Below are 24,503 nucleotides of genomic sequence, written 5' to 3' on the forward strand. Positions count from 1 at the left end.
CGCTGTGCCGCAGTTAGAAACGCGGCACCAGCATGCCCGCGTCAACGGCAATGACATGGCCGGTCGTATAGGGCAGATCGCCCGTGGCGAGCGTCGCCATGACGCGACCGACATCTTCCGGCCTGCCGAGGCGGCGGATCAATGTCAGCCCTTCGTGGTCTATTCGGCGCTGGTAAGTCTCGCTGACCGCCCTCGTCATCGCCGTCTCGATCAGACCGGGCCTGATGTCGTAGACGGCGATGCTCTCGCGGCCAAGGCGGACGGCGAAGACCTGGCTGACCATTGCGGACCCGGCCTTAGACACACAATACTCGGCGCGCGGCTCCGCGACCGCCGTGGCATTGGAGGAAGAGACGTTGATCAGGCTGTAGAAGCGGCCGTCATCGCGCTTGCGGGCAAGCAGCCGCCTGGCCCAGCACTGCGACAGGAAGAACTGCGCCTTTGTGTTGATTGCCTGGCAGCGATCGTAGCTCTCCTCCGAGACGTCGAGCGGGTCGCCACGCGAGATGACCGAAACGCCGGCATTGTTGATCAGCGTCGATAAGGGACCAATGACGGCCTCGGCTACGTCGAGCATACCCTGGTGGCCGCCCAGATCGGCAACGTCGCCTGCAACGCGCGCGACCGGAACGCCGAGCGAGGCGACCGCAGCTTCGGCGGATTTTAGTTCATCGTCGTCGGCAGGACCGTTGAGCGCTACGCCGAATCCACGCCGGGCGAGCTCCAATGCCGCCGCCAGCCCGATGCCACGGCTCGATCCGGTGACCAAAGCCGCATGACGCGATATGGCGGTCACGCCCGAGCTCCATGCTTGAGGAGCTCGCGGGCGATGATCATGCGCTGGATCTGGTTAGTGCCTTCGTAGATCTGTGTGATCTTGGCGTCCCGATAGAGGCGCTCGACCTCGAATCCGCGTATGTAGCCGGAGCCGCCGAAGACCTGCACGGCATCGGCGGTGCGCGCCACGGCTGTGTCTCCCGCAAAACATTTGGCGATCGAGCAAGCCTTGGTTGCATTTTCCCCAGCGTCGATCTTCTCGGCGGCACTGCGAACGAGCAGGCGAGCCGCCTCGATATCCTTTGCCATGTCGGCAAGCAGCCATTGCACACCCTGAAAATCGGCGATCGCCTTGCCGAACTGGCGTCGCTGCTGCGCATAGTCGACAGCTGCCTCGAGCCCCGCCTGCGCTATGCCGACAGCCAGGGACGCGATGCCGACACGGCCCTTGTCCAGCACGCTCATCATCATGTGGAAACCTCGGCCTTCTTCGCCCAGCAGCGCTTCAGAACCCAGGACGACATCGTTGAAATTGAGCGCGCCGACCTGGCTGGCACGCTGACCCATCTTATGTTCCTTCGGCCCGCGCTCTATTCCTCTGGAGTGCAGGTCGACGACGAAGATCGACATGCCGCGATGACCCGCATCCTTGTCGGTGCGCGCCAGCACGAAACCGACGTCGGCGACCGGAGCGTTGTGGATCCAGATCTTGCCACCATTCAATCGCCATCCGTCCCCGTCGCGGGTCGCGGTGGTGCGTATCCCGGAAACATCGGTGCCCGCTTCTGGCTCGGTTATGCAGTAGGCGACCTTCTTCTCGGCGCGCATGGCCGGACCCAGCCACTGCTGCCGTTGCGCCTCGGTGCCATGCTGAACAAGCAAGGTGCTGATCAGCTCGACGAGGCCGCACTGATCGGCGACGGACGCATAGCCGCGCGATAGCTCTTCCATCACCAGGGCATAGGTAAGTGTGTCGAAGCCTGGGCCGCCCATGGCCTCCGGAACGCTGATACCGAAGAGGCCGAGTTCGCCCATCTGCTCATATATCTCGCCGGGAAAGCGCTCGTCCCGATCAAGCGCCTCGGCAACCGGACGAATGACATCCTCGGCAAACTGGCGCGCCATCTCGCGCACCTGCTGCTGCGTTTCGCTCAGCGGCACGATCACCTCCCTATGTAACTATCTAGTTACTACTACGCTCAAATCGTCGACTGCGTCAAGCGGGCGGACTTCGCACAGCGATTGGTTGCCGTTACAAGTACTTGCGACGCCGAGCGAACTTGAATAGAAATAACCAGATGGTTACTAAGGGAGGATATCATGAAGCCGTCTGACAAGCGCTTATTCGGCCGGTGTGGCCTCAACGTTACGGCCTTCGCGTTCGGGACCGCTCCTATCGGCAATTTCCTGAAGCCCATAGACGAGCAGACCGCGGACACCATGATCCAGACCGCCTGGGAAGCGGGTATCCGTTTCTACGACACCGCGCCGATGTACGGACACGGTCTTTCGGAATTGCGGGCTGGGTATTCGCTTCGCTGGAAGAAGCGAGACGAGTTCGTCGTCGCTAGCAAGGTGGGCCGGGTGCTGAAGCCCGCAAAACGCTCAGAGATCGACTTCGCGCCGTGGTCGAACGCTGCCCCTAATACTATGACTTTCGATTACTCCTATGATGGCACAATGCGGTCGTTCGAGGATTCGCTGCAGCGCCTGGCGCTCGAACATATCGACATGCTGTTCATCCATGACATCGATCGGTTCACCCGTGGAGATGAGCAGCCGGAGGTCTTTCGGCAGGCGATGGATGGCTGCTGGCGGGCATTGGAGAAACTGCGCTCGGAAGGCGCTGTGAAGGCGATCGGCGTTGGAGTCAACGAGTGGCAGGTTTGCTACGAGGCGCTGAAGCAGCGCGACTTCGACTGCTTCCTACTGGCAGGCCGCTACACGCTGCTCGAACAGGAGGCCCTTGATCAGTTCCTGCCGCTCTGCGTCGAACGCGGCGCGGCTGTGCTGGTCGGCGGGGGCTTCAATTCCGGCATACTGGCCACAGGCGCCGTTCCCGAGGCCAAGTATAACTATTCACCAGCGCCAAAAAGCATCATGGAGAAAGTGGCGAAGATTGAAGGTGTCTGTCGCGCGCATGGCGTGCCGCTGCCTGCTGCCGCCTTACAGTTCGTGGTGGCGCACCCGGCCATCCCGTCCTTCTGCGCCGGCACCCGTACCGTCCAGCAACTCGAGCAGAACCTGGCTTGGTTCAGCTACCAGATCCCCGGCGAGTTCTGGCAAGACCTGAAAAAGAACGGACTGCTGCGGGAAGATGCTCCGGTGCCGGGATGAGCGCCGACACCCGAGGGAGATTGCTTGCGGGCCTCGGGTTGAGCTACGAAGACGTTGAGGTCGGCGATCATTTTGAAACGCCTTCCACGAACGTAACGGCGGCCATTATAGAAGCGTTCGCGGAAATGACCGGTGACCGGTTCGAAATCCACATGAGCGATGAGGCGGCAGTTCGACATGGTTTCCCGGCGCGTGTCGCACATGGCCTGCTTGTGCAGTCTCTTGTCGATGGTCTCAAAAACAATGCCGCCGCTCGGTTCCGGGCCGTAGCCTCGCTCGGCTGGACCTGGAGGTTTTCGGCCCCCGTGCTCGCCGGCGACACTATCAAAGCCGAGGTGACGGTTGCCGACAAGCGGACCATTCACAATCCGGCTCGCGCCATCCTTCGCCTGCATTTCGTCGTTCGCAATCATGAGGGACGGGCCATACAGGAAGGCGAGAACGAGTTAATGGTCTATCGGCGTGAAATGGCTAAAGAGAATTCGCTCCCGCCTCATCAGGGGTGAAAGCACGCTGTGTGCTTTGGGCAACGACAGGCCCTCCCTATACCGCCGCCGTGAGGGCGCATAGCTGCCTTTCGCGTCATGGAGACGTGCATCGGCTTCGAGTCACGAAGACCTTGCCCACTGATCTTTGCAACGCCATACAGGTCATAACGCCCAACATCGTAGGAAATATCGCGGGGTTTCCGAGTGGGGGGAGAGGCGGTAGCGCTCTTCCGACGAGCGCCCCCCGGCACTGCGTGTCGACCAGATCAGCAAAGCCGCAGAATCGGCTCCGCCAATTGCCTCATGATCTCGTGCGACACTACTTCCATGGCCCTCAATTGTGGAACTGGTCGGCATCCGCTTTGGGCCGAAGCGGACTGTCTGTTTTCGGGACGGCTGGGTCAGTAAACAGGCCTCCGGCTGCTCATACCGCCCAGCCACTTCGATTTGGCGGACGCTTCTCCGCGCGTTTGACCAGCTAGCTAAGCGCAGGCAGCCCCTGCCGCATTCAAAATCCAAAAGAGAGCGGAGTGACAGTCGTGTACGCAAAAGCGATTGCGTCATTCGTGGAAACGCGTTTGGCAGTTGCGCGCGCTGACCGATTTTCTGGAAGTGCCAGGTCATTTTCGAGGCCTGGGGTTGTATGCAGACCTGCGTCAATAGCCACAACATTCACGCCTGGATCCGCCGCAGCGTTCATAGCGAGTTGCTTTCGCAAGACAAAGCCGTACGAGCAATCGATCACTGGCCTGCCGACGACCTGCAGGAGTTCAGCTGTCACGGCAAGTCCAAGGAAAGTCGCAACCAGCAGCCGAATGATTTTCGGCCAAGGGATAGGTTCATATCGAGGTTCAAGCAACGTCATGTCCTTCCTCGGCTGCTCAGGATCAAGATCGAAGGCAATTGGCTAGCGCCCGACCTAATTGAAGCAATTGCGGGCGTCGCATACGGAACCAGTTGCGGCGACCGATCGCCGTAACTGGGCCACTTACCGTCCACGAAGACCTCAGCGCGGGGTTACGTCCAGGCCGAAAACCGGCTTCGACAGACGGGCTATCGTGCCATCTGCGACGGCTTCCTTGATCGCCTTGTCGAACAGTGCCTTCAGCTCCGGGTCGCTCTTGCGAAGGCCGACACCGGCGCCTTTCCCCACGACGCCACCGGCAAAGCAGGCGCCGGAGATCGTCATGTCCTCGTTGCCGGGTTTCTTGGCGGCGCCGAGAAGCGTGTCCTTTGCGCCGATGACGGCATCGACGCGGTTCGCAATAAGGTCGAGATCGCGAGCCTGAGGCGTTTTGTACTGCTTGGTCTGTGCGACGCCCTTCAGATACGTGTCCGCAAACGCCACCGACGTGCCGGCGGACAGAGTGCCGATCGTCTTGTCTTTCAGCGCGGCCTTGACCGCATCCATCGCCTTATCCGCCTCCCCTGCCTTGTCGAGGGAGTAGATGGTGTCGTCAGCCGGCAATGCCTTGGCGACATCGCTGTCTTTCAGTGTGGCGAAGGTGTAGCAAAGTGCGGCATACGGCACCGAAAAGGCGATCACTTCCTCGCGCTTCGGCGTAATAGCAACGTCGTCGATCAGCGCGTCATATTTTCCGGCATTCAGCGCCGGGATCATGCCGTCGAACGACTCGGCGGAGATCGTGCACTTGACCTTCATGCGCGCGCAAAGGTCCTTGGCCAGATCGATTTCGAACCCAGCCAATGTGCCGTCCGGCTTGGTGTAGTTCCAGGGGACGAAACCGCCCTCCGTGGCGATCCTCACTTCCTCCCGTTTCTTGTCCTGTGCGTATGTCGCGCCGCCGGCGCTCACGCAGGCTCCGATAGCGAGAATGGAAATTGCCGTGTACTTTTTCATGTTCGCCTCTCCATTATTATGATGTTCCTGTTGTTCAGCCGGCCAGGAACTGCCGGAACCGTTCGGATTTGCTGATGCTGAAGACGTCGCCAGGGGGGCCGTCCTCTTCCACAACGCCCTTGTGCAGGAAGACCACGCGACTGGAGACATCACGCGCGAAGCCCATCTCGTGGGTTACGATGAGCATCGTGCGCCCCTCCTGCGCCAGCGCGCGCATGACGCGCAACACCTCGCCGACAAGCTCGGGATCGAGCGCTGAAGTGGGCTCGTCGAACAGCATCACCTTGGGGTGCATTGCGAGCGCGCGGGCTATGGCCGCGCGCTGCTGCTGGCCGCCCGAGAGATGGGACGGGAAGGCGTGGCGCTTGTCGGCAATGCCGACCTTGGCCAGCAGGGCTTCAGCCTCGCCGACGCATTCCTTGCGCGCCCTACCTTGAACATGGATCGGCGCTTCGATGACGTTTTCCAGTATGGTCTTGTGCGACCAGAGATTGAAGCTCTGGAACACCATGCCGAGCCGGGAACGGATGCGATCGACCTGCTTCTGGTCGGCCGGCCGCAGCCCATATTTTGTCGACCTCATGCGGATCGTCTCGCCGCCGACGGTGACGGACCCGGAGTTCGGGACCTCGAGCAAGTTTGTACAGCGCAGCAAGGTCGACTTTCCCGACCCCGAAGAGCCGAGGATCGAAACGACGTCGCCTTCGTTCGCGTCGAGCGAAATCCCTTTCAGAACTTCGACCGCGCCAAAACTCTTGTGCAGGTCGCGAATCTGAATGGCTGGTTCCGCTGCGATGTGGGCCATCAGGAAATCCCTTCTCTGGCTTCAGCGGCAGGTGTGGCCGGTCGGCGTTGCGGGTTGAGCCAATGTTCGAGCAGGGTCACCGCCCGAGTCAGGATGAGCGTCATACCGAGGTAAATGATCCCGGCCGCGGTGTAGACCTCGATCGGCCGGTAGGTCTCGGCGGCAATCGTCGTTGCGATGCCGGAGATTTCCATGAGCGTAACGAGCGAGGCGATCGACGTCGCCTTGACCATGGCGATCATCTCGTTGCTGTAGGCCGGCAATGCTTGCCGGATCGCCAACGGTAGTACGATCCGGCGGAACATCAGCAACCGGGACATTCCGCAGGCCCGCGCCGCTTCCTTCTCACCCTCGGAAACCGAAAGCAGACCGCCCCTTATGATCTCGGCGGCGTAGGCGGAGGTGTTGATGGTGAGCGCGAGCAACGCGCAGCAGAACGGCTCACGCAGGAATGGCCAAAACACGCTGGCGCGCACCGAGCGGAACTGGCCGAGGCCGTAGTAGAACAAGAACAACAAGACCAGCAGCGGCACGCTTCGAATGACGAGCACGTATAGCCAGGCGAGGAAGACCAGGGCTCTTACGCCGGACAGGCGCAACAAGGCAATCGCCATGCCGATCAGGGCGCCCAGCGCAATTGAACCGGCGGCGAGTTCGAGCGCGAGCGGAATGCCGGCAAGAAGCTTTAGGAAAGTCGCTCCGATGAATACTGGATCCATCACGCCGTCCTCTTTCCGCGCGAAAAGTGGCGCTCGGCGACGAGGACGAACAATCCTGAAACACCCGCCAGGACGACGTAGACAGCCGCGGCGGCAATGTAGAAATCAAAGGGGCGGTTAGTCGACCCGGCGGCAACCTGAGCTTGACGGAGGAGCTCGGCGACCCCGGTCACGGAAAGCAGCGAAGATTCCTTCAGGACGCTGAGCCACGAATTTCCCAAACCTGGCAGAGCGTGCCGCAAGACCAGGGGCGCGACGATTCGGCGAAAACGCAGGAAGCGCGACATACCAAACGCGTATGCGGCTTCGATTTCGCCGCGATTTACCGCGCCAAGCCCACCGCGCAGAACTTCGATATTCAAGGCGCCGGACGTGACGCCGACAGCAATGGAGCCGGCAAGGAAGCCTGGAAAACTGACAAATCCAGTCGCTCCAAAGGAGCCTGAAAGGCCGGTCAGGGCCGCGCTGCCGCCGAAATAGACGAGATAGATGACCAGGAGATCGGGAACACCGCGCAGGACGTTCGTGTAGGTCTCGGCTATTTTCTTCACTACCGGGCCGCCCGATACCTTGGCCCAGCTGCCCAGGATGCCGATCACGATGCCGAGGACATATCCGCAAAGGGCGACAACGATCGTCATGCCCGCGCCCGCCGCAAGAATAGGTCCCCATCCCTCCGGGCCAAACCCTACCAATTCAAAGAAGCCGGGCTGGTTCATGAACTACGATCTTTCGAGGTCTAGGCATCGGTACGAGAGACGTTGGTTTCGACGGCTTGGCTTCACACGTTTCAGTCTCTTTGACGATCGTGAATGAAAAAACGTCGTTCCTATGTTTATGTAAATTTTCATTCTAAATGTCAACCGATGCCATTTTTCATCCCTGCAGCGGTGCGCCTAGCTCGCCTGGTACTGATAGCGTGCCCTCGCCGCCTCGATGGAGACACGGCCCTCGCGGATGTCTTTCTCGATCTTGTCTTTGGCACGTTCGCCGGCCGGGCCATATCCGCCACCGGAGGATGTGACCATCGTGACGGTATCGCCGGCCATCAGCACTCCGCCTCGCCCTTCAAGTGTGGCCTCGGCGTTGCTCAGTTCTACCTGGCATACCTGGCCCGGCTCGCCGGCCGCGATGCCGAATGGAGGCAGGATGCTATTCGTGCCGCCGGCATTGACCACCGCCTCATGGCCGAGCGTGCGAACTGTCCGTCTGATCGACATGCCGCCACGGGTTCGTCCAGGCCCGCCGGAGTCACGCACCAGCCCGTACTCCTCGACGCGAAGAGGAAATTCAAGCTCCAATGCTTCGATCGGAAGATTGGCGGTGTTGGTGGTGTGGACCTGCGTTCCGTCCATCCCGTCGAGGCCATAACGGGCGCCCATTCCACCGCCGACCATCTCATTGTAGACGTAGAAGCGGCCATTGCGGGGATTGATGCCGCTGACGGTGACGAGGCCGCCGCCGGTGGATGCAGCCATAATTTTTTCCGGCACTGCAGGTTCGAGCGCGGCCAGGATCATGTCGACGAGACGAAGGGCGACATCGGTGCGGCTATAGACTGCCGCCGGTTCGAGCGCGTTGACGATGGAGCCGGGGTCGGCCTTCACGGAAACGACCCGGTGAAAGCCGGCATTCGGCGGAACGTCCGCGTCGACCAGTGTCTTGACGGCATAGTAGAGCGTAGCAAGCGTGGCGGTCAGCACCATGTTGATGGGCGCGTGGACCTGCGGCGGGTTGCCGGTGAGGTCGAAATGGATCTGACCGTCCTTGACCTCGACCGCGACCCTGAGATCGAGGATGTGGTCGATCAGATTGGTGTCGAAGCGGGAGTTGTAGCGGTAGACGCCGTTCGGAATTTTCGACAGGGATTCACGAGCCTTGCGCTCGGCATAATTCATTATTTCCTTCTCGACCGACTTCACGAGGTCGAGTGAGTAGCGCTCGCACAAGGATTGGTATCTGCGCACGGCCAGGCGATTGGCGGCCATCTGCGCGGCTAGGTCATTCTTGCGCTCGCGTGGCACCTGGCAGTTGAGGAGAATGAGGTCGAGCACGTCCTGCTGAACCTCGCCTTTCCGGCAGAGCCTGACCGGAGGGATCCGCAACCCCTCCTGGTATATGTGCTTGTGGCTGCGATCCACGAAATCGGCATGGTGCGCGAGGTTGGTCGCCCAACCGCAGTAGCGGCCTCCCACAAAGATCGGCTGCATCAGGACGATGTCGTTGAGATGCGTCCCGCCGCCACGATAGGCATCGTTGCCGATGAAGACATCTCCCTCGCTGAGATCATCGAGGTCGATGTGATCGAGGACATAGCTGCCGACGCCCAACAGAGAGCCGAGATGGATCGGAATACGCTCGGCAAGCGAAACGATCTCCCCCTCCTCGTTCAGAATCGCGGTGCTGCAATCCTCGCGCTCCTTGATGTTGGGCGAGAAGGCAGTGCGCACGATCACGCCGCCCATTTCCTCGACGACCGACTGGAGATACTTCGAGACGACTTCGGTGGTGATAGGATCGATCTGCATCGCGAATTCCCCCTCAGCCCGCCGCAACGATGACATTGGCGTGCTTGTCGATTACCGCTCGCTGTCCGTGCAGGACATGAATGGTCGTATCCATCTGCTCTATGACGCAGGGACCGGCGATCTCGATCTCGCTGGGCAGGCCGCTCTTCGAATAGACCGGCGTCCGATGCGCTTTGACGTCGTAGATATCGAGAACGTCGCGGTAGTCGATTGGCGTGACAGAACCGGCGGCCCCGACCTTTTGCGCCCGGGGCGGGTCGAAGCGCAGCTCCTCGAATGCCTCCGCGCGCACCGCGGTGATCTGGATGTCTTCGCCGTCTACGACGTAGCCGTAGCGATCGCGGTGCGCAGCGGTAAAATTGGCCACAAGCTGGTCGAGCGAAGCTTCACCCGTCTCGTCCGGGAACGGGATCGTCAGCTCATAGGCCTGGCCGGCGTAGCGAAGGTCTATCGCCGACCTCACGTTGCGGCGGCCGGCAGCCACGCCCTCTTCGTCGAACCAGCCATTCGCAAGCTTCGCCAGCTCACCGAATTGCTCGCGCAGCCCGCCAAGCGATTGTGCATCCAGCGGCCTGTAGTGGGTCCGCACGAAATCCATGCGCATGCCGCTGGTCAGCAGTCCGACCGCGCACATGACGCCGGGATAGGGAGGGATGATGATCTCGGACATCTCGAGTTCGCGCGCGAGAAATCCAGAGTGCAGCGGACCGGCGCCGCCGAAAGAGAAGAGCGAGAAGTCACGCGGATCGAGCCCGCGCTCGACCGTCATGGCCCGAATGGCGTTGACCATGTTGGCGCTGACCACCCGCAACATGCCCGACGCCGCACGCTCCCAGGTAATCCCGAATGTCTCGCCGAGGCGCGCAATGGCAGCTCGGGAGGCGTCGGCGTCGATCGCCATGCGGCCATTGAGGAGATGTTTCTGGTTGAGGACACCGATCGCGACATTTGCGTCCGTCACGGTCGGCTCGAGACTACCCAGACCATAGCAGACCGGACCCGGATTGGCCCCCGCGCTGCGCGGCCCGACTTTCATCAGGCCGTGGTCGTCGCGGGCGATCGAGCCGCCGCCGGCGCCGACTGCATGGATGTCGATCATCGGTATCTTGATCGGAAACCCGTCGACATCCGCCATCGGCTTGTAGCGCGGGGTGAAGTCGCGGATCACGGACACATCAGCCGAGGTGCCGCCCATATCGAAGGTGATGATGTTTGGACGATCGATGCGCCTTGAGATTTCAAGCGCGCCCATCACGCCGGCGGATGGGCCCGAAAGCACGGTGCGAACCGGCTGGGATGCGGCGACGTTGGCGCCGATGAGGCCGCCATTGCTTTGCGTGATCATGATCTGCGAGGGCGCGATCTCGCCCAAGGCGCTCTGCAGCCGATCGATATAGCTGCGCATCATCGGCCCCAGATAGGAGTTCATGACCACGGTCGAGGTGCGCTCATATTCGCGAAACTCCGGCACGATGTCGGAAGACGCGGAGACAAAAAGATCCGGCAGCTCGCGCTCCAGTATCTGCTTGACCATCCGCTCGTGCGCCGGGTTCAGGAAGCTGAACAGGAACGATATCGCGACTGCTCCGACGCCGGAGATCTTGATAGCCGGGACGAGCCGCATCACCTCGTCTTCGGTCAGCGCAACGAGAACCGAGCCGTCGAACTGAATTCTTTCGCGCACCTCGAACCGCAAGTCGCGCGGCACCAGGGGTTCGGGCCGCACGGTTTGGAGACTGTAGAGTTCGGGCCGGCGCTGGCGCGCGATTTCCAGGACATCGCGAAAGCCATGGGTCGTGATCAATGCGGTGGGCGCGCCGCGACGCTCGATCAGCGCGTTGGTGCCGACCGTCGTGCCATGACCGAAAAAAGCCACCGCGGGGGCCGTCTCGTCACGCTCCTGCAAAATCGAGTGCATGCTTCTTGCAGCATCCACAATGCCTAGGGACGGGTCGGCGGGCGTGCTGGAAACCTTCCACACCGAAAGCTCTCCCGTCCTTTCGTCCATCGCGCAGATGTCCGTGAAGGTGCCGCCGGAATCGACGCCGAACCTGTATGCATGGGGCGTTGCCGAAGGCTTTGACATTCTTCTCGCCATCCATAACCAATGTATGTGCCAAGATTGGCGCCAATCTTGGTTATTAAATTTGGTGATGTCAACCGATTTCTGATGCGATAGCTTGCAACTGAACCCGCCAGGGGTGAATCACGAGGAGCAGCAGTGGCGAAGAGCGCAGGCAAAACCGGAGCGACACCGAACGGATCCGGGGTGAAGGATCTGGCGCTGCAGATCGAGCGCGACATCAATCTTGGCCGCCTCAGCCCAGGCGCCTGGCTGAAGCAGATCGACCTTGAGCGAACCTATGGCGCCTCCCGGCTGGCAATTCGTCAGGCCCTGGAGCGGCTGGCCGAGCGAGGCCATGTCGAGTTGCTGCCCAACCGCGGATATCGCGTGAAGGAATTCGACCTGCAGCGCTTCAACAACATCATCAACATCCGCGCGGTTCTGGAGGTGGCTGCCGCCGACCTCGTCGCGGGTGAGGTTGACAAGGACAGCATCTACAAGATGAAGGCTTTCGCCGAAGATTTTTCCGATGCGGTCGCCAACGGTACCTCGCCCGAGCAGGAGCGCGCCAATCGAGCCTTTCATCAAGAAATGCTGCGCGCCTGCCCGAACCGCGATCTGGTCGAGCTGATTTTCGACCTCAGGGACCGTATCCCCGTCAATGTGCAGCGGGAAAAATACAACACCACAATGCTTCAACGGTCGGCCCAGGAGCACTTCCAGATGGTCGAGCTTCTGCAGGCCGGGGATCGCCAGGCGCTCGAGGCATTGGTTCGCAAGCATGCGCTGGGAAGCTTGCTGACCACGACCCAGGCGCGAGCCTGACGACGCGACCGCCCAACCCTCCGGTTCAATCCAACGCATACCGCCCGCAGGAACTTCGGTTCCCAAGCACCGGCATGCATGAAAGCAGGGCGCGGCGCATGAATCCGTCTCGACGCGACGACGCGCCTTAGCCAAGGGCGCAGACACTAGATCTCCCTACGCAGCACCTCTTACCGCCGACGCCACTCGCTTGGCGAGCGGGGTTGCGTTGCCGGTCTTTCCTCATCATGAATGAAAATTTTCTACCGTTGACATAAGGTATGTAATTATTCATAAATTGGCACGCGAAATTTCCCATTCATCGACTAGGAAGAGGAGGCTTTATGCCGTCACCCGATATTCTCACCTTCGACGCCCCGGGCGCTAGGCTGTCTTTCAGGGCGACCTTGCTCGCCAAGGAGAATCCGGACGTTGTCGACCAGGTGCTGGGCCAGCTGCCGCTCAAAAGCGTGCTTGGCCATGTGGTCGTGTCAGGCGAAGCGATCTGGATGCCGACCCGGATCGTGCATCTCGGCCGCAACAATATGGTCCTGCGCCATCCAGGCGCGGTCTACCTTTATGCGCCCGGCCAGACGATCTGCCTGACCTATGGCAAGATCACCGAGAGCGCCAACATCAACAAGTTTGCCGAGGTGTTCGAGGAAGATCTCCCCAAACTCCGGCATCTGGGAACGCTAGTTTACGACCAGACCGTCGCGCAACCGCGCCGCAACATCATCGAAATCAACGTTCGGAGGGCTGCCTGATGTCTGCCATCAAGAAATTCGAAGGCGACTGGCGGCAGGCCAAGTCGATCATCGAGAAAGAGATCGATCGCGTCTGGTTCGACGAGCCGGTCGAGATCCAGAAGGTTCGCTGGGGCATTATCGACAGCGGTGCCGGCAGCGGCGAGCAGTCCTTTTCGGTGCTTGTGCATCTCGAGGCCTATTTGATGCTCGTGGGCGCCGACGTGATGTACCGGTTGCTGAAAATCTCCAAATACGAAGACATGCAGTTGCCAACGCTCAACCGGATGACGCGTGAATTCCTGACGGGAACGTTCAACGTCTTCGAATTCATGACCGACCTCGGAATGACGAACATGCATCAGATCGGACAAATGTACTCCGACGCTCTGGATCAGCTGGAAACCAAGGAAGAGTTCGTCGAGCTCACCGGCGCCATGATGACCTATGTCATCCGCATGCACCGCTGGGTCCACTTCATTTTCCCCTGGAACCTCGGCGTTGCCTTCCCCCACCGCAAGCCCGGCGAAGTCCAGGCACTCTCCAGGATCGTCGCCGCAGGCTAGGTGTCTGATACTCCCCAGACAGCGGACCAGGCCCACGAAACGCGGGCCTGGTCTTTTTCATTTGTGGCGACTTTGTCGATCCAGTGTGCTGTGAATATATTGATACAGGAAAAGAGTTCGGAGAGGCCGGATGAACGAAACGGCGAATGGTGATCAGGCGCGGGGCACAAGCCTCAATGCTTCGAACACGCCGCTCGACAGGCGGGCCTTGCAGGCCGAGATCGACAGCAGGACCGCGGGACAAAGGCTGACGCCGGCCCAGCGGCGCATCGCCCAGTGCATGATGGAGAACAGCACGCAGTTGGGTTTTCTTTCAAGCATGGAACTTGCCGATCTTGCCAATGTCAGCCAGCCGTCGGTGACGCGGTTTGCGATGGCGCTCGGCTTTGACGGCTATCTCGAAATGCGCCGTTTCCTCAGGTCGGTCCAGACCGCTGAGGAAGCGACCGGCGAAAGCGAGACGAATCGCTATCAGTCGGCGATCCTTGCGGAAGCCAGCAATTTGACGGAACTGGCTCTATCCCTGGCGGACAGCAGCGTCGTCGATCGCTTCGGCCAGGCGCTTGCGGCCTCGCGCCCGCTCGCCGTTCTCGGTCTTCGCGCCTCGGCGGGCCTCGCCGCGCAATTTGCCTACTTTGCCGCAAAGGTGCATCCAGATGTGAGGCTGCTTGCCGGCGGCGGATCGCTGATCGAGGATCAAATCGAGCAATGCCGCGTTGCGGGCGCGCGCACGATGCTCGTGTTCATGATGCCGCTCTACCCGCGCGAGACGTTGAAGGCGATTGAACTGGCCCGCCAGACGGGCATGCAGATCGCCCTGGTGACGGATGCCAGCTTCAACGATCATGACGGGATTGCCGACCAGTTGATCGCGGCGCGTGTCAGCAGCAAGTTGGTTTTCGACTCCTATGCGGCGTCGGCCACACTCGTGTCCGTGCTGCTCGACGCCATGTGCAACAATATGAACGGTCAGGCGCGCAAGCGCCTGGATGACGTCGACCGGTCTTCGAAGAAGCGGAAAGTCTTCCTCTGACGGGCGCCAATCCGATCGGTCAACGGGCAGCCCTCCCACTGCGTCGGAACGACCCGACGGCTCACGGATGGAATGGTCAAGATGAATGGCGGCAATCAGCTTCGTCTGCTTCTGGCAGGCTGAATGGCCCGCCGACATGGCCGACATGAGGCGCACAGCTGCCGTTCGCGTCATGGAGACGGGCGTCGACTTTCGCGTCAGATTTGCCCTCGCCCACTGGTCTTTGCAACACCGATACAGGACATCAATGCTTTCCAGGCCTTCGCAGATGGGGATGATGCCGTTGGCTTTGCTTGGCTTGCCAACTCGGCAGCTATATCGAGACATTTCGACTACCAAAGCGAAAGCCGTCGTTTGGGAGCGTTCCTATGCTACCCCGTCGGCAGGTCTGGGTAGCTATTTCTACGTCGCAAAGAGCAGCGGCTTGGAGATTATTTGTCCGGAGAGAAGCCGCTCTGCCAGCTGCTGTCAAAACCCGAAGAGGCTCGCCGTGCCCACGGTCTCGACTCGCCTCGACCATGATCTAGGGCGAATGCACGGTAACGCGTGGCAAATAAAACAAGTACTTACCCTTAAGGGCGGGTTAAGCAGGCCTTCGGCCAAGCCTTTGAATTTCGTTAGGAATTTGTTAATCCTGTTGCCGCCGGTCTTGGTGGCCGGATGACAGCCGGCTTATGCGATGCGAAGCCTCTGCTGGACCTCTTGGCCGCAACGCGCGCCTTATTTGCCTTCCCTACGTTTTTCGATCTCATAGGTCAGCCATCGGCAGAACATGCCGGCAATCGAAGCCGCCGCGCCGACAAGCAGACATGTGGTCAGCAGCGGGCTTTTGGAAGCGCTCGACCAACTGACGATGGCCAGCAGCACAACGCTCAGGGTTGAGATCAGATAGCCCACGCCCTTGAGCAAGTGCAAAGAAGCTTTTGTCATGCCCTGAAATCTCCTCGGCCTGCTCTTGGGAACATTCATTGCGCCTTGGAGTTCCATCCCGGATCAACCCGGAACGCGACAGAGGCGCCTCATGCCCGACTACCTCAAGCTGCCGACGACGACGAAGGGCCTTGTCAGGGTCGTCATCGAAACCCCGCGCGGTGCCGCTGCCAAGGTGGCCTATGAGCCGGCTATCCAGGTATTCGGCTATGTCCGCCCTTTACCGGTCGGAATGACCTACCCCTACGATTGGGGTTTCATTCCCTCCACATTGGGGGACGACGGCGATCCATTGGATGGGTTAGTCATCCATCAGGCCGCCACGGGTCCCGGCACCGTCATCAAATGCAACCTTTTGGGTGCGCTGCGGGTCAAGCAGAAGGATCAGGGCGGCGAGGCCCTGCGCAACGACCGTTACGTCTTCTGTCCTCACAAGGAGGACGCTGAGGACGAGCCCGTGGCCGCCGACCGCGTGCCCGAGCATCTCAGGCGCGAGATCGAACAGTTCTTTCTGTCGTCGGTGCTTGGCACCGGCAAAACCATCAAGTTCAAAGGCTGGCAGGATGCCGGTGAAGCGCGCAGGGCAATCAAGAAGGGCATGAAGGCCTTTGCCGCCAGGCTACGCAAGTAAGCATGGCCATTTTCTGGTGCGTTGTTCCGATCGATCAGGCGCTTAACGGCGCGCCACGCCCGGCTCGATCCCCGACCTTGTTGTTCCGACAATCGACGCCAGCGGATAGAAGGCCAGCGCCTGCTCCTCGCAAGTGACCGCAACGACGTTGTTCGAGCGGTCGATGTCTAGACCCTTCGGGCCACCTTCCTCGACACTGGCCCTGCCCCGCAGGAAGGTCTCCTCGTCGAGCACGGTCACCGAGGCCGCGGGTGCTCGCTGGCCCCTCCAATCGCCGTCGCCGCCATAGACATGCACCATACGGCTGCCCGCGTCGGCGACGAGGATGTGCCGATCATCCGCTGTAAAGCGCACGCCGTGCGGATAGCCGGCGTGCTGCAGGACGCCGGCGGGTTCGCTGTCAGGCCCAAGCGAGGAGGACATGCGGTAGAGTTTTACATCCTGGGTGCCGTGGCTGCTGACGGCGATCCAGCCTCCGTCATGGCTGAGCGCAATGCCGTCGGGTATGTCGAGACCACGTTCGAGCAGCGGCTGGTTGCTCGTCGTGCGATAGCCGAGCCACCGGTTGACCACATGCTGGGTGACCAGATGCGTATAGTTGTTGCAGACCAGCAGGCTGACGCGGCCGCGCGACTCCGGCCTGACGGCAATCGAGCCCGGCGAATTCAGTTTGCAAGGCCGCCGGCCCTTTACCCGCCGAATGGCCGATATCTCGCGACTCTGGCCGGCTGGTTGCTCTCGAGGCAGGTTGAATATGGCGACCAGTCCATCGCGGTTGCCAATCGCCAGGGTGCGGTCATCGATGAAATCCAGGCCATGGATTTCGCCCATGTCGCCTGATGTCAGCTCCATGAAACCATGGATCGTGACATCGGGACCATCCGATCCGGCCTCGACGTCGATGCGCAGGACCAGCAGGCGCTTGCGCGCATAGCCGGCGATTGCCAGCAATCGATTGTCCGGTGAAAAGCGCAGGTCCTCCGTACGTCCGATCGCCGAAAGCGCCGCCCTCACCGCCGCGCTGGCCTTGAAAGCGATCCCCGGGATCATTTGCGACCCGCCCAGCGGATCGAACGCTGGAAGGGATCGAGAACCGTCCAACTGCTCGCTGTCCATTGACGACTGTCTGCCCCGCTTTGATGTCGCCGACTAAGCCCGATCGCGCGCTCGACGGTCAAGCGCAATGCAGGGGTTCCAGGCCATAACGGTTGGATATCCGCCGCCTTTGCGCTGACGCTGGTGCCCGATCCGCCATATGGTTGATGTCGCCGCCCAATCGGCGGCAGGCTCAGTTCTGCTGGATCGAAATGCCCTTGTCGTCGATCTTGAGTTCGACGCCTTTCGGCCTGGTCTGCTCGCGGTAGACGTAGACGCCCAGCGCGACGACCACGACGATGAGCGCGCCAATGATGAGATAGAGTGTGTTCTGCTTCATGGCGCGCCCTTTGTCGTGCCGAGCCTCATGCTCGTTTCAGGACCTTGACCAGAACCAAAAGGATGATGGCGCCGATCGTGGCGTGGATGATGGAGGCGATGATGCCGCCGCCGATCGAGAAGCCGATCCGTGGGAACAGCCAGCCGGCGATGAACGCGCCGACGATGCCAATGATGATGTTGCCGATCAGGCCGAAGCCGAAACCCGAAACGATGAGACCGGCGAGCCAGCCGGCGATGGCACCAATGATGATGAAGACGAGAAGGCTTTCGACACCCATAGCGGTTTCCTCCGAGCAAGAGGGCGAGCGCGGAGCGGAAGGCTCCGAATCGGCCCCGATATCAACGGCTTCAGGCTATGCGAAAGCACCCGGCCTAGCCAGCGGCGCGCTCACTGGTCGTCGTCGTCGCCGGCAGTGGGCCGCCAGCTGGTCGGCTCGACCTTCTTCTGGGTGTGGCTGTCGGTGTAGACCCACCAGCCGCCGTCGCGGTATTGCGCTATGGATTCATTGAGGACGCCGTCGCTGTCCTTCCAGGTGACGGTGACCTTGGAGCCGTCGGTCGGCGCGGTCGATATCGGCTTTCTGTCAGCCATCTCATCCCTTTTTCAGCTGTGGGCGAAGATATCCTCTTCGGCCCAGCCCATCAGGTCAAGCTTGGACCGGGTCGGCAGAAAGCGGAAACAGGCGTCCGCCTCCTTCGTGCGCCCCTCGCGCGCCAGCCGTCCGGCCAGCACGTCGCGCAACCGATGCAGATAGAGGACGTCCGAGGCGGCGTATTCGAGTTGCTCGGGCGACAGCGTTTCGGCCGCCCAATCCGACGATTGCTGCGCCTTGGACAAGCCTACGCCGAGAAGCTCGAAGCAGATGTCCTTCAGCCCGTGCCGGTCGGTGTAGGTGCGCGTCAGCCGCGAGGCGATCTTGGTGCAGAAAACCGGCTCGGGCATTACGCCAAACGCATTGTAGAGCACGGCGAGATCGAAGCGACCGTAGTGGAACAGCTTGGTGATGGTGCGGTTTCTCAACAGGCTGACAAGGTTCGGCGCCTTCTTCTGGCCCGGCGCGATCTGGATGACATCGGCGCTGCCGTCGCCAGGCGAAATCTGCACCACGCAGAGCCGATCGCGGTGCGGGTTGAGGCCGAGCGTTTCCGTATCGATGGCCACCGCCGCGACATTGTAGTGGGAGAGGTCAGGCAGATCGTTTTTATGGAAGCGGATATCGCTCATCGTCTTCTCCGGGTCGCGGCCTTCGGCGTCGCGCCTCCATCGAAGAAGCGCACACGCGCTCCAACACATTGCGCTGTCGACCCGTCCTCGCCGTGATCGGCGGAAAAATCAACAGAAAGTTGATTTTTCCGCTGTCCAGGGTTGTCCGCCTTACCGTGTCAGAGCATCCAGAATGCGCGCCCATGAGCGCTGCCCCTTGTGGAAGGAGCTGAGCTCGTATTTCTCGTTGGGCGAATGGATGCGGTCGTCATCGAGGCCGAAGCCGACCAGCAGCGATTCCATGCCGAGATAGGTCTGGAAGTCGCCCACCACCGGAATGGAGCCGCCGCTGCCGGTCGTCACCGCGGGCTTTGGCCATTCGTCCGAGAGCGCGATCTTGGCCTTGGCCAGGAAAGGCGAGTCATAGGAAAGCTGGATTGCCGGTGAACCGCCATGGGCGTGGAATTCGACCGAACAATCGGCCGGGATACGCTCCTCGACGAATTTCTGGAAAGCCGCGCGGATCTTCTTTGGATCCTGCTTGTGAACGAGGCGGAACGAAACCTTGGCCGAGGCTTCCGCCGCGATGACAGTCTTGAACCCCTTGCCGGTATAGCCGCCGATGATGCCGTTGAACTCGGCGGTCGGCCGTGCCCAGGTCAGTTCCAGCACCGAGCGACCTTTTTCGCCCGACGGGATCGACAGGCCGACAGGTCCGAGGAATGTCTCGGCCGTCTCGCCCAGTGTCTCCCATGATTTCAGCACCTGCGAGGGCGTTTCCTCGACACCGTCATAAAAACCCGGAATGGTGATATGACCGTCCTTGTCGTGGATGTCGGCCAACACCTTGGCCAGGATGCGGATCGGGTTGGCTGCAGCCCCGCCATAGAGGCCCGAATGCAGGTCGCGGTCGGCGGCCTTCACCGTGATCTCCTCGCCGACCAGACCGCGCAGCCCGACGCAGATCGACGGCGTGTCTCGGTCCCACATGCTGGTATCGCAGACCAGCGCGAAGTCGGCCTTGAGTTCCTCGGCATTGGCCTCGAGGAACGGCTTCAGCGAGGGCGACCCGGATTCCTCCTCGCCTTCGAACAGGATGGTGACGCGGCACGGCAGACTGCCGTGCACCTGTTTCCACGCACGGCAGGCTTCGACGAAGGTCATCAGCTGGCCCTTGTCGTCGGCCGAGCCGCGCCCGGTGATGACCTTGTGACCAGGTCCGATCTCCTTGATCGCGGGGGCGAAGGGGTCGTTTTCCCACAGTTCGATCGGGTCGACCGGCTGCACGTCATAATGGCCGTAGAACAGCACATGCGGCGCGCCCGCCGGCCCGTCATGATGCGCAACCACCATCGGGTGTCCAGGCGTGTCGCGCACGCTGGCGTCGAAGCCGATCAGCTTGAGTTCCGCCACCAGCCATTCCGCCGCCTTGCGGCAGTCGGCGGCATAGGCTGGATCGGTGGAGATCGACTTGATCCCGAGCAGGCCGAAGAGCCGTTCCAGGCTTTGATCGAGATTCTTGTCGAGGCGGTCGAGGACAGGGGAAACTGCGGACATGTGCATAGCCTTTCGATTCAGTGCCGGAACCGTAAAGGCAGAGCGGCGAAACGAAAAGCCCGGGACAATTGGACCACGGCCCGCGCCGGCGGCCGCGGGCAAAAAAAGACCGCCGTGGTGGAGGGGGAACCACGGCGGTCTTGTACTCGAAACGATGCGGCAGCCCGGAGAGGGGGGATAGGCTGCCGCAGTTGTCCGGTATAGGCGGGGGACGGGCCTTGCTCCGGACTTCGGCGAAAACTGCCGATGACGTGTATTTGGGTCTCTGAACATGGCGATTCAAGGGCGTTAACGTTACACTTTTGTAACGTACCCGTGAGCGGCCCTGTATAACCCCGATCTGTCAGGGTTCCCGATCTGTCAGGGTGTTGACGGAACCTATGTCTGGCGATGTCTTTGGCATGGACCAAGCCATCGCGCCGCGCTATCCCTGCCGGCATGAAAAAAGGCGATCATCTCTTCCTCATTGACGGCTCTGGCTACATCTTCCGGGCCTATCACGCACTGCCGCCGCTGACCCGCAAGTCCGACGGCCTGCCGGTCGGTGCCGTTTCCGGCTTCTGCAACATGCTGTGGAAGCTGATGCAGGATGCCCGCAACACCGATGTGGGCATTGTGCCGACGCATTTCGCAGTCATCTTCGATTATTCCTCGAAAACCTTCCGCAACGACCTCTATCCCGAATACAAGGCCAACCGTTCGGCGCCGCCCGAGGATCTGATCCCGCAATTCGGCCTGATCCGCCAGGCAACCAGGGCGTTCAACCTGCCTTGCGTCGAGATGGAAGGCTTCGAGGCCGACGATCTTATCGCCACCTATTGCCGGCTGGCCTGCGAGGCCGGCGGCGACACCACCATCATCTCCTCCGACAAGGACCTGATGCAACTGGTTGGCGACACGGTGGGCATGTACGACCCGATGAAGGATCGCCAGATCGGCATCCCCGAAGTCATCGAGAAATGGGGGGTGCCACCCGAAAAGATGATCGACATGCAGGCGCTGACCGGCGACTCCGTCGACAATGTGCCTGGCGTGCCCGGCATCGGGCCAAAGACCGCGGCGCAACTGCTCGAGCAGTTCGGCGATCTCGATGGATTGCTCGCCCGAGCCGGCGAGATCAAGCAGGAGAAAAGGCGGGAATCGATCATCGCCAACGCTGACAAGGCACGCATCTCGCGCCAGTTGGTGACGCTGAAGAACGACGTGCCGGTGGCCGAGGGACTGGACGATTTCGTGCTGCATGCTCCCGACGGGCCGAAGCTGATCGGCTTCCTCAAGACCATGGAATTCACCTCGCTGACCCGCCGCGTGGCGGAAGCGACCGGCACCGAGGCCGGCGACGTCCAGGCCGTCGCGGTGACCGTCGAACGCGCCGACAACGCACATGGCCCCGACGTCGGGGCCGGAACGCCGCCCGTCGCCCGAAACGGGGCGGCCACCGAGCCGGGCCAGGCCGCTGAAGCCGAGACGGAGACGCCAAAAAAAGGTGACACCCCTTCCCTCCTGGCCGCATTGCGGCTGGAGGGCGCGGCGACCGCCAAGATCGATACTTCGGCCTATCAGTGCATCCGCGATATCGCGACGCTGAAAGCCTGGGTCGCCGAGGCGCGGGAGGCCGGTATCGCGGCCTTCGACGTCAGGGCCACCTCGACCGATCCGATGCAGGCCTCACTGATCGGCATGGCAATGGCCACGGCGCCCGGCCGCGCCGCCTACATCCCCTTCGCCCACAAGAGCGGCAATGGCGACCTGCTCGGCGGCGGCATGCTCGAAAACCAGATCCCGCTTCGCGAGGCGCTGGCGGTGCTCAAACCACTGCTTGAGGACGGATCGGTCCTCAAGATCGCACAGAACCTGAAATATGACCTGGTCATCATGAGCCGCTACGGCGTCGATGTCGCACCCTTCGACGACACCATGCTGATCTCCTACGTGCTCGACGCCGGCACCCCCCATGGCCACGGCATGGATGCCCTTGCCGACAAATGGCTTGGCCATACCCCCCTTCAACTCAAGGACGTGACCGGTTCCGGCAAGAGCTCTGTCGGTTTCGACCAGGTCGACATCGACAGGGCGACCGCTCACGCCGCCGAGGATGCCGACGTGACGTTGCGGCTGTGGCTGGTGCTGAAGCCGCGGCTTGCCGCCAAGGGACTGGTCTCGGTCTATGAACGCCTGGAGCGGCCGCTGGTGCCGGTGCTGGCGCGCATGGAACAGCGCGGTATCTCGGTCGACCGGCAGATCCTGTCCCGGCTGTCGGGGGAACTGGCGCAAGGTGCGGCCCGGCTGGAAGAGGAAATCTACCAGCTCATCGGCGAGCGCATCAACATCGGCTCGCCCAAGCAGCTCGGCGACATCCTGTTCGGCCGCATGGGGCTGCCCGGCGGCTCCAAGACCAAGACCGGCCAGTGGTCGACCTCGGCGCAGCTGCTCGAAGATCTCGCCGCCGAAGGTCACGAACTGCCGCGCAAGATCGTCGACTGGCGCCAGCTGACCAAGCTGAAATCGACCTACACCGATGCGCTGCCCGGCTTCGTCAATCCTGACACCAAGCGCGTCCACACCTCCTACGCGCTTGCCGCAACGACGACCGGCCGTCTGTCGTCCTCCGACCCGAACCTGCAGAACATTCCGGTGCGCACGGCTGAAGGGCGCAAGATCAGGACCGCCTTCATCACCGACAAGAGCCACCGGCTGGTTTCAGCCGACTACAGCCAGATCGAACTGCGCGTGCTCGCCCACGTCGCCGAAATCCCGCAATTGCGCCAGGCCTTTGCGGATGGCGCGGACATCCATGCCATCACCGCGTCTGAAATGTTCAACGTGCCCGTGGAGGGCATGCCATCGGAAGTGCGCCGCCGCGCCAAGGCGATCAATTTCGGCATTATCTACGGCATCTCGGCCTTTGGCCTCGCCAACCAGCTGTCGATCCCGCGCGAGGAGGCGAGCGCCTATATCAAGAAATATTTCGAGCGCTTCCCCGGCATCCGCGACTATATCGAGGAGACCAAGGCCTATGCCCGCGAGCACGGCTTTGTCGAAACGATCTTCGGCCGCCGCATCCACTATCCCGACATCAGGTCGTCGAACCCGTCGCTGCGCGCGTTCAACGAGCGCGCCTCGATCAACGCCCGCCTGCAAGGCACCGCCGCCGACATCATCCGCCGCGCCATGATCCGCATGGAGGAAGCCTTGGACAAGGCCAAGCTGTCCGCCCGCATGCTCTTGCAGGTGCATGACGAACTGATCTTCGAGACGGTCGAGGCGGAAGTCGAGGCGACGATCCCGGTCGTACGCCACGTCATGGAAAACGCAGCGATGCCCGCGGTCTCGATGTCGGTGCCGCTGCATGTCGATGCGCGGGCCGCCAACAACTGGGACGAGGCGCATTGAGGCTGCGTTAGGCGGCCTCAGCGCGGCATTTCGCGCAGGTCCCGCGAAATTCGATCACCGCCTTCCTGGCGGCGAAGCCGGTCGAGTTGACCCATTCGTTCAGCCGGTGGTCGACGTCGTGATCGGACATTTCGGTCACTTGCCCGCAGCTGTCGCAAATGGCGAAGGCGGTCATCGAGTGGCTGTGGTCGTGCGGCTCGGCGCAAGCGACGAAGGAGTTGATGCTCTCCAGCCGATGCACGAAGCCTGATTTCACCAGCGTGTCGAGCGCCCGATAGACTTGTAGCGGCGCCCGAAAACCGCGCTCGCGCAGCTGATCGAGCAAGGTGTAGGCGCTGAGCGGCCCGCTGGCGGTCTCGAGTTTCTCGAGCACGCACAACTGGTTTTTCGTCAGCACATCCCTTGCCGCCATGGTTCTGTTCCAGCCTGCCCTGCGCCATCCAAGGCTGTTTGCTGACGCAAACGGCCTGATCCCATTCAGATAGCGACGAACCGCCTTCTTTGCTACTCTTCTGTTGCTGTCCCGAGCCGATCGATGACATGCCGGCACATTGGTGATGGCAGGCTTGATGACGGAGCGACATTCAAAATACTGCCAAAATCCTCGACGAGGATAGTCTCG

At 61.4% G+C, this 24,503-nt stretch carries 26 protein-coding genes; 9 read left to right on the plus strand and 17 right to left on the minus strand.

Annotation, left to right across the window (positions count from 1 at the left end):
• Nucleotides 1-13: 13 nt before the first annotated feature.
• Both EN804_RS08365 and EN804_RS08370 read right to left on the minus strand, forming a co-directional pair.
• Nucleotides 14-796 (minus strand): 3-ketoacyl-ACP reductase, encoded by a 783-nt coding sequence (locus tag EN804_RS08365; RefSeq protein ID WP_135919130.1) that lies wholly within the window; start codon nt 794-796, stop codon nt 14-16.
• The gene (locus EN804_RS08370) at nt 793-1,938 is read right to left on the minus strand and encodes an acyl-CoA dehydrogenase family protein (protein ID WP_135919131.1); all 1,146 of its coding nucleotides are present in this window, start codon (nt 1,936-1,938) and stop codon (nt 793-795) included. The genes EN804_RS08365 and EN804_RS08370 overlap by 4 nt, the downstream gene beginning before the upstream one ends.
• Nucleotides 1,939-2,097: 159 nt before the next feature.
• Between EN804_RS08370 and EN804_RS08375 the strand changes: the two genes are divergently transcribed.
• On the plus strand, nt 2,098-3,114 hold the full coding sequence (locus EN804_RS08375) for an aldo/keto reductase (RefSeq protein ID WP_135919132.1): 1,017 nt from the start codon (nt 2,098-2,100) through the stop codon (nt 3,112-3,114).
• Nucleotides 3,111-3,620: a MaoC family dehydratase gene (locus tag EN804_RS08380; RefSeq protein WP_135919133.1), complete on the plus strand. Its 510-nt coding sequence runs from the start codon at nt 3,111-3,113 to the stop codon at nt 3,618-3,620. Before EN804_RS08375 ends, EN804_RS08380 begins: the two co-directional genes overlap by 4 nt.
• A gap of 490 nt (nt 3,621-4,110) precedes the next feature.
• On the opposite strand, the gene EN804_RS08385 is transcribed toward EN804_RS08380, so the two are convergent.
• From EN804_RS08385 to EN804_RS08415, 7 genes are all read right to left on the minus strand, one after another.
• On the minus strand, nt 4,111-4,467 hold the full coding sequence (locus EN804_RS08385; protein WP_135919134.1) for a hypothetical protein: 357 nt from the start codon (nt 4,465-4,467) through the stop codon (nt 4,111-4,113).
• A 141-nt stretch (nt 4,468-4,608) separates the two neighbouring features.
• Entirely contained in the window at nt 4,609-5,463 is an 855-nt protein-coding gene (locus EN804_RS08390) for a transporter substrate-binding domain-containing protein (protein WP_135919135.1), read from the minus strand.
• Nucleotides 5,464-5,497: 34 nt separating this feature from the next.
• Nucleotides 5,498-6,268: an ATP-binding cassette domain-containing protein gene (locus EN804_RS08395; RefSeq protein ID WP_135919136.1), complete on the minus strand. Its 771-nt coding sequence runs from the start codon at nt 6,266-6,268 to the stop codon at nt 5,498-5,500.
• On the minus strand, nt 6,268-6,987 hold the full coding sequence (locus tag EN804_RS08400) for an ABC transporter permease subunit (RefSeq protein WP_135919137.1): 720 nt from the start codon (nt 6,985-6,987) through the stop codon (nt 6,268-6,270). The genes EN804_RS08395 and EN804_RS08400 overlap by 1 nt, the downstream gene beginning before the upstream one ends.
• Nucleotides 6,987-7,706 carry an ABC transporter permease subunit gene (locus tag EN804_RS08405; protein ID WP_135919138.1) on the minus strand — a complete coding sequence of 240 codons (720 nt, stop codon included), beginning with the start codon at nt 7,704-7,706 and terminating at the stop codon, nt 6,987-6,989. Before EN804_RS08405 ends, EN804_RS08400 begins: the two co-directional genes overlap by 1 nt.
• Nucleotides 7,707-7,883: 177 nt before the next feature.
• Complete coding sequence (locus EN804_RS08410; protein WP_135919139.1) at nt 7,884-9,515, minus strand: hydantoinase B/oxoprolinase family protein; 1,632 nt, start codon at nt 9,513-9,515, stop codon at nt 7,884-7,886.
• A gap of 13 nt (nt 9,516-9,528) precedes the next feature.
• The gene (locus EN804_RS08415) at nt 9,529-11,523 is read right to left on the minus strand and encodes a hydantoinase/oxoprolinase family protein (protein ID WP_246693399.1); all 1,995 of its coding nucleotides are present in this window, start codon (nt 11,521-11,523) and stop codon (nt 9,529-9,531) included.
• Here EN804_RS08415 and EN804_RS37940 point away from each other — a divergent pair.
• The 5 genes from EN804_RS37940 to EN804_RS08435 all read left to right on the plus strand — a co-directional run bounded on the left by EN804_RS37940 (nt 11,432) and on the right by EN804_RS08435 (nt 14,729).
• Nucleotides 11,432-11,686, plus strand: a complete 255-nt coding sequence (locus EN804_RS37940) for a hypothetical protein (protein WP_246693401.1) — start codon at nt 11,432-11,434, stop codon at nt 11,684-11,686. The genes EN804_RS08415 and EN804_RS37940 overlap by 92 nt on opposite strands.
• Nucleotides 11,687-11,736: 50 nt before the next feature.
• On the plus strand, nt 11,737-12,405 hold the full coding sequence (locus tag EN804_RS08420; protein ID WP_135919141.1) for a GntR family transcriptional regulator: 669 nt from the start codon (nt 11,737-11,739) through the stop codon (nt 12,403-12,405).
• A 323-nt stretch (nt 12,406-12,728) separates the two neighbouring features.
• On the plus strand, nt 12,729-13,151 hold the full coding sequence (locus EN804_RS08425; RefSeq protein ID WP_135919142.1) for a DUF3830 family protein: 423 nt from the start codon (nt 12,729-12,731) through the stop codon (nt 13,149-13,151).
• On the plus strand, nt 13,151-13,696 hold the full coding sequence (locus tag EN804_RS08430; RefSeq protein ID WP_135919143.1) for a hypothetical protein: 546 nt from the start codon (nt 13,151-13,153) through the stop codon (nt 13,694-13,696). The genes EN804_RS08425 and EN804_RS08430 overlap by 1 nt, the downstream gene beginning before the upstream one ends.
• 130 nt (nt 13,697-13,826) lie before the next feature.
• Nucleotides 13,827-14,729: a MurR/RpiR family transcriptional regulator gene (locus EN804_RS08435; protein WP_135919144.1), complete on the plus strand. Its 903-nt coding sequence runs from the start codon at nt 13,827-13,829 to the stop codon at nt 14,727-14,729.
• Nucleotides 14,730-15,449: 720 nt separating this feature from the next.
• Here the strand turns inward: EN804_RS08435 and EN804_RS08440 are convergent.
• Nucleotides 15,450-15,659 carry a hypothetical protein gene (locus EN804_RS08440; protein WP_127277475.1) on the minus strand — a complete coding sequence of 70 codons (210 nt, stop codon included), beginning with the start codon at nt 15,657-15,659 and terminating at the stop codon, nt 15,450-15,452.
• A gap of 91 nt (nt 15,660-15,750) precedes the next feature.
• Here EN804_RS08440 and EN804_RS08445 point away from each other — a divergent pair, with 91 nt between their 5' ends.
• Complete coding sequence (locus tag EN804_RS08445) at nt 15,751-16,290, plus strand: inorganic diphosphatase (RefSeq protein ID WP_135919145.1); 540 nt, start codon at nt 15,751-15,753, stop codon at nt 16,288-16,290.
• A 42-nt stretch (nt 16,291-16,332) separates the two neighbouring features.
• Here the strand turns inward: EN804_RS08445 and EN804_RS08450 are convergent, their stop codons facing one another.
• From EN804_RS08450 to EN804_RS08475, 6 genes are all read right to left on the minus strand, one after another.
• Nucleotides 16,333-17,340 (minus strand): hypothetical protein, encoded by a 1,008-nt coding sequence (locus EN804_RS08450; protein WP_135919146.1) that lies wholly within the window; start codon nt 17,338-17,340, stop codon nt 16,333-16,335.
• Nucleotides 17,341-17,578: 238 nt separating this feature from the next.
• Nucleotides 17,579-17,725, minus strand: a complete 147-nt coding sequence (locus tag EN804_RS08455; protein ID WP_127277481.1) for a hypothetical protein — start codon at nt 17,723-17,725, stop codon at nt 17,579-17,581.
• 25 nt (nt 17,726-17,750) lie between these two features.
• On the minus strand, nt 17,751-18,005 hold the full coding sequence (locus EN804_RS08460; protein WP_127277483.1) for a GlsB/YeaQ/YmgE family stress response membrane protein: 255 nt from the start codon (nt 18,003-18,005) through the stop codon (nt 17,751-17,753).
• 110 nt (nt 18,006-18,115) lie between these two features.
• Nucleotides 18,116-18,319: a hypothetical protein gene (locus EN804_RS08465; protein WP_135881418.1), complete on the minus strand. Its 204-nt coding sequence runs from the start codon at nt 18,317-18,319 to the stop codon at nt 18,116-18,118.
• Between the two features lie 12 nt (nt 18,320-18,331).
• Complete coding sequence (locus EN804_RS08470) at nt 18,332-18,952, minus strand: ribonuclease D (RefSeq protein WP_127277487.1); 621 nt, start codon at nt 18,950-18,952, stop codon at nt 18,332-18,334.
• A gap of 150 nt (nt 18,953-19,102) precedes the next feature.
• A complete protein-coding gene (locus EN804_RS08475) occupies nt 19,103-20,494 on the minus strand; it encodes a M20/M25/M40 family metallo-hydrolase (protein ID WP_189522174.1) in 1,392 nt (463 codons plus the stop codon).
• Between the two features lie 432 nt (nt 20,495-20,926).
• On the opposite strand from EN804_RS08475, the gene polA reads away from it, so the two are divergent.
• Nucleotides 20,927-23,881, plus strand: coding sequence for a DNA polymerase I (gene polA / locus EN804_RS08480; protein WP_167531309.1), 2,955 nt, complete (start codon nt 20,927-20,929; stop codon nt 23,879-23,881).
• 7 nt (nt 23,882-23,888) lie between these two features.
• On the opposite strand, the gene EN804_RS08485 is transcribed toward polA, so the two are convergent.
• On the minus strand, nt 23,889-24,293 hold the full coding sequence (locus tag EN804_RS08485; RefSeq protein ID WP_127277494.1) for a Fur family transcriptional regulator: 405 nt from the start codon (nt 24,291-24,293) through the stop codon (nt 23,889-23,891).
• Nucleotides 24,294-24,503: the final 210 nt, after the last annotated feature.

Source organism: Mesorhizobium sp. M8A.F.Ca.ET.161.01.1.1 (assembly GCF_004792105.1).
Taxonomy (GTDB): Bacteria; Pseudomonadota; Alphaproteobacteria; order Rhizobiales; family Rhizobiaceae; genus Mesorhizobium.

Bases quoted from the DNA above. Each gene is read 5' to 3' on its own strand.
- EN804_RS08375 (WP_135919132.1), top strand. From the start codon at position 2,098: ATGAAGCCGTCTGACAAGCGCTTATTCGGCCGGTGTGGCCTCAACGTT.
- EN804_RS08380 (WP_135919133.1), top strand. From the start codon at position 3,111: ATGAGCGCCGACACCCGAGGGAGATTGCTTGCGGGCCTCGGGTTGAGC.
- EN804_RS08385 (WP_135919134.1), bottom strand. From the start codon at position 4,467: ATGACGTTGCTTGAACCTCGATATGAACCTATCCCTTGGCCGAAAATC.
- EN804_RS08390 (WP_135919135.1), bottom strand. From the start codon at position 5,463: ATGAAAAAGTACACGGCAATTTCCATTCTCGCTATCGGAGCCTGCGTG.
- EN804_RS08395 (WP_135919136.1), bottom strand. From the start codon at position 6,268: ATGGCCCACATCGCAGCGGAACCAGCCATTCAGATTCGCGACCTGCAC.
- EN804_RS08400 (WP_135919137.1), bottom strand. From the start codon at position 6,987: ATGGATCCAGTATTCATCGGAGCGACTTTCCTAAAGCTTCTTGCCGGC.
- EN804_RS08405 (WP_135919138.1), bottom strand. From the start codon at position 7,706: ATGAACCAGCCCGGCTTCTTTGAATTGGTAGGGTTTGGCCCGGAGGGA.
- EN804_RS08410 (WP_135919139.1), bottom strand. From the start codon at position 9,515: ATGCAGATCGATCCTATCACCACCGAAGTCGTCTCGAAGTATCTCCAG.
- EN804_RS37940 (WP_246693401.1), top strand. From the start codon at position 11,432: ATGCTTCTTGCAGCATCCACAATGCCTAGGGACGGGTCGGCGGGCGTG.
- EN804_RS08415 (WP_246693399.1), bottom strand. From the start codon at position 11,523: ATGGACGAAAGGACGGGAGAGCTTTCGGTGTGGAAGGTTTCCAGCACG.
- EN804_RS08425 (WP_135919142.1), top strand. From the start codon at position 12,729: ATGCCGTCACCCGATATTCTCACCTTCGACGCCCCGGGCGCTAGGCTG.
- EN804_RS08430 (WP_135919143.1), top strand. From the start codon at position 13,151: ATGTCTGCCATCAAGAAATTCGAAGGCGACTGGCGGCAGGCCAAGTCG.
- EN804_RS08435 (WP_135919144.1), top strand. From the start codon at position 13,827: ATGAACGAAACGGCGAATGGTGATCAGGCGCGGGGCACAAGCCTCAAT.
- EN804_RS08440 (WP_127277475.1), bottom strand. From the start codon at position 15,659: ATGACAAAAGCTTCTTTGCACTTGCTCAAGGGCGTGGGCTATCTGATC.
- EN804_RS08445 (WP_135919145.1), top strand. From the start codon at position 15,751: ATGCCCGACTACCTCAAGCTGCCGACGACGACGAAGGGCCTTGTCAGG.
- EN804_RS08450 (WP_135919146.1), bottom strand. From the start codon at position 17,340: ATGATCCCGGGGATCGCTTTCAAGGCCAGCGCGGCGGTGAGGGCGGCG.
- EN804_RS08455 (WP_127277481.1), bottom strand. From the start codon at position 17,725: ATGAAGCAGAACACACTCTATCTCATCATTGGCGCGCTCATCGTCGTG.
- EN804_RS08460 (WP_127277483.1), bottom strand. From the start codon at position 18,005: ATGGGTGTCGAAAGCCTTCTCGTCTTCATCATCATTGGTGCCATCGCC.
- EN804_RS08465 (WP_135881418.1), bottom strand. From the start codon at position 18,319: ATGGCTGACAGAAAGCCGATATCGACCGCGCCGACCGACGGCTCCAAG.
- EN804_RS08470 (WP_127277487.1), bottom strand. From the start codon at position 18,952: ATGAGCGATATCCGCTTCCATAAAAACGATCTGCCTGACCTCTCCCAC.
- EN804_RS08475 (WP_189522174.1), bottom strand. From the start codon at position 20,494: ATGCACATGTCCGCAGTTTCCCCTGTCCTCGACCGCCTCGACAAGAAT.
- polA (WP_167531309.1), top strand. From the start codon at position 20,927: ATGAAAAAAGGCGATCATCTCTTCCTCATTGACGGCTCTGGCTACATC.
- EN804_RS08485 (WP_127277494.1), bottom strand. From the start codon at position 24,293: ATGGCGGCAAGGGATGTGCTGACGAAAAACCAGTTGTGCGTGCTCGAG.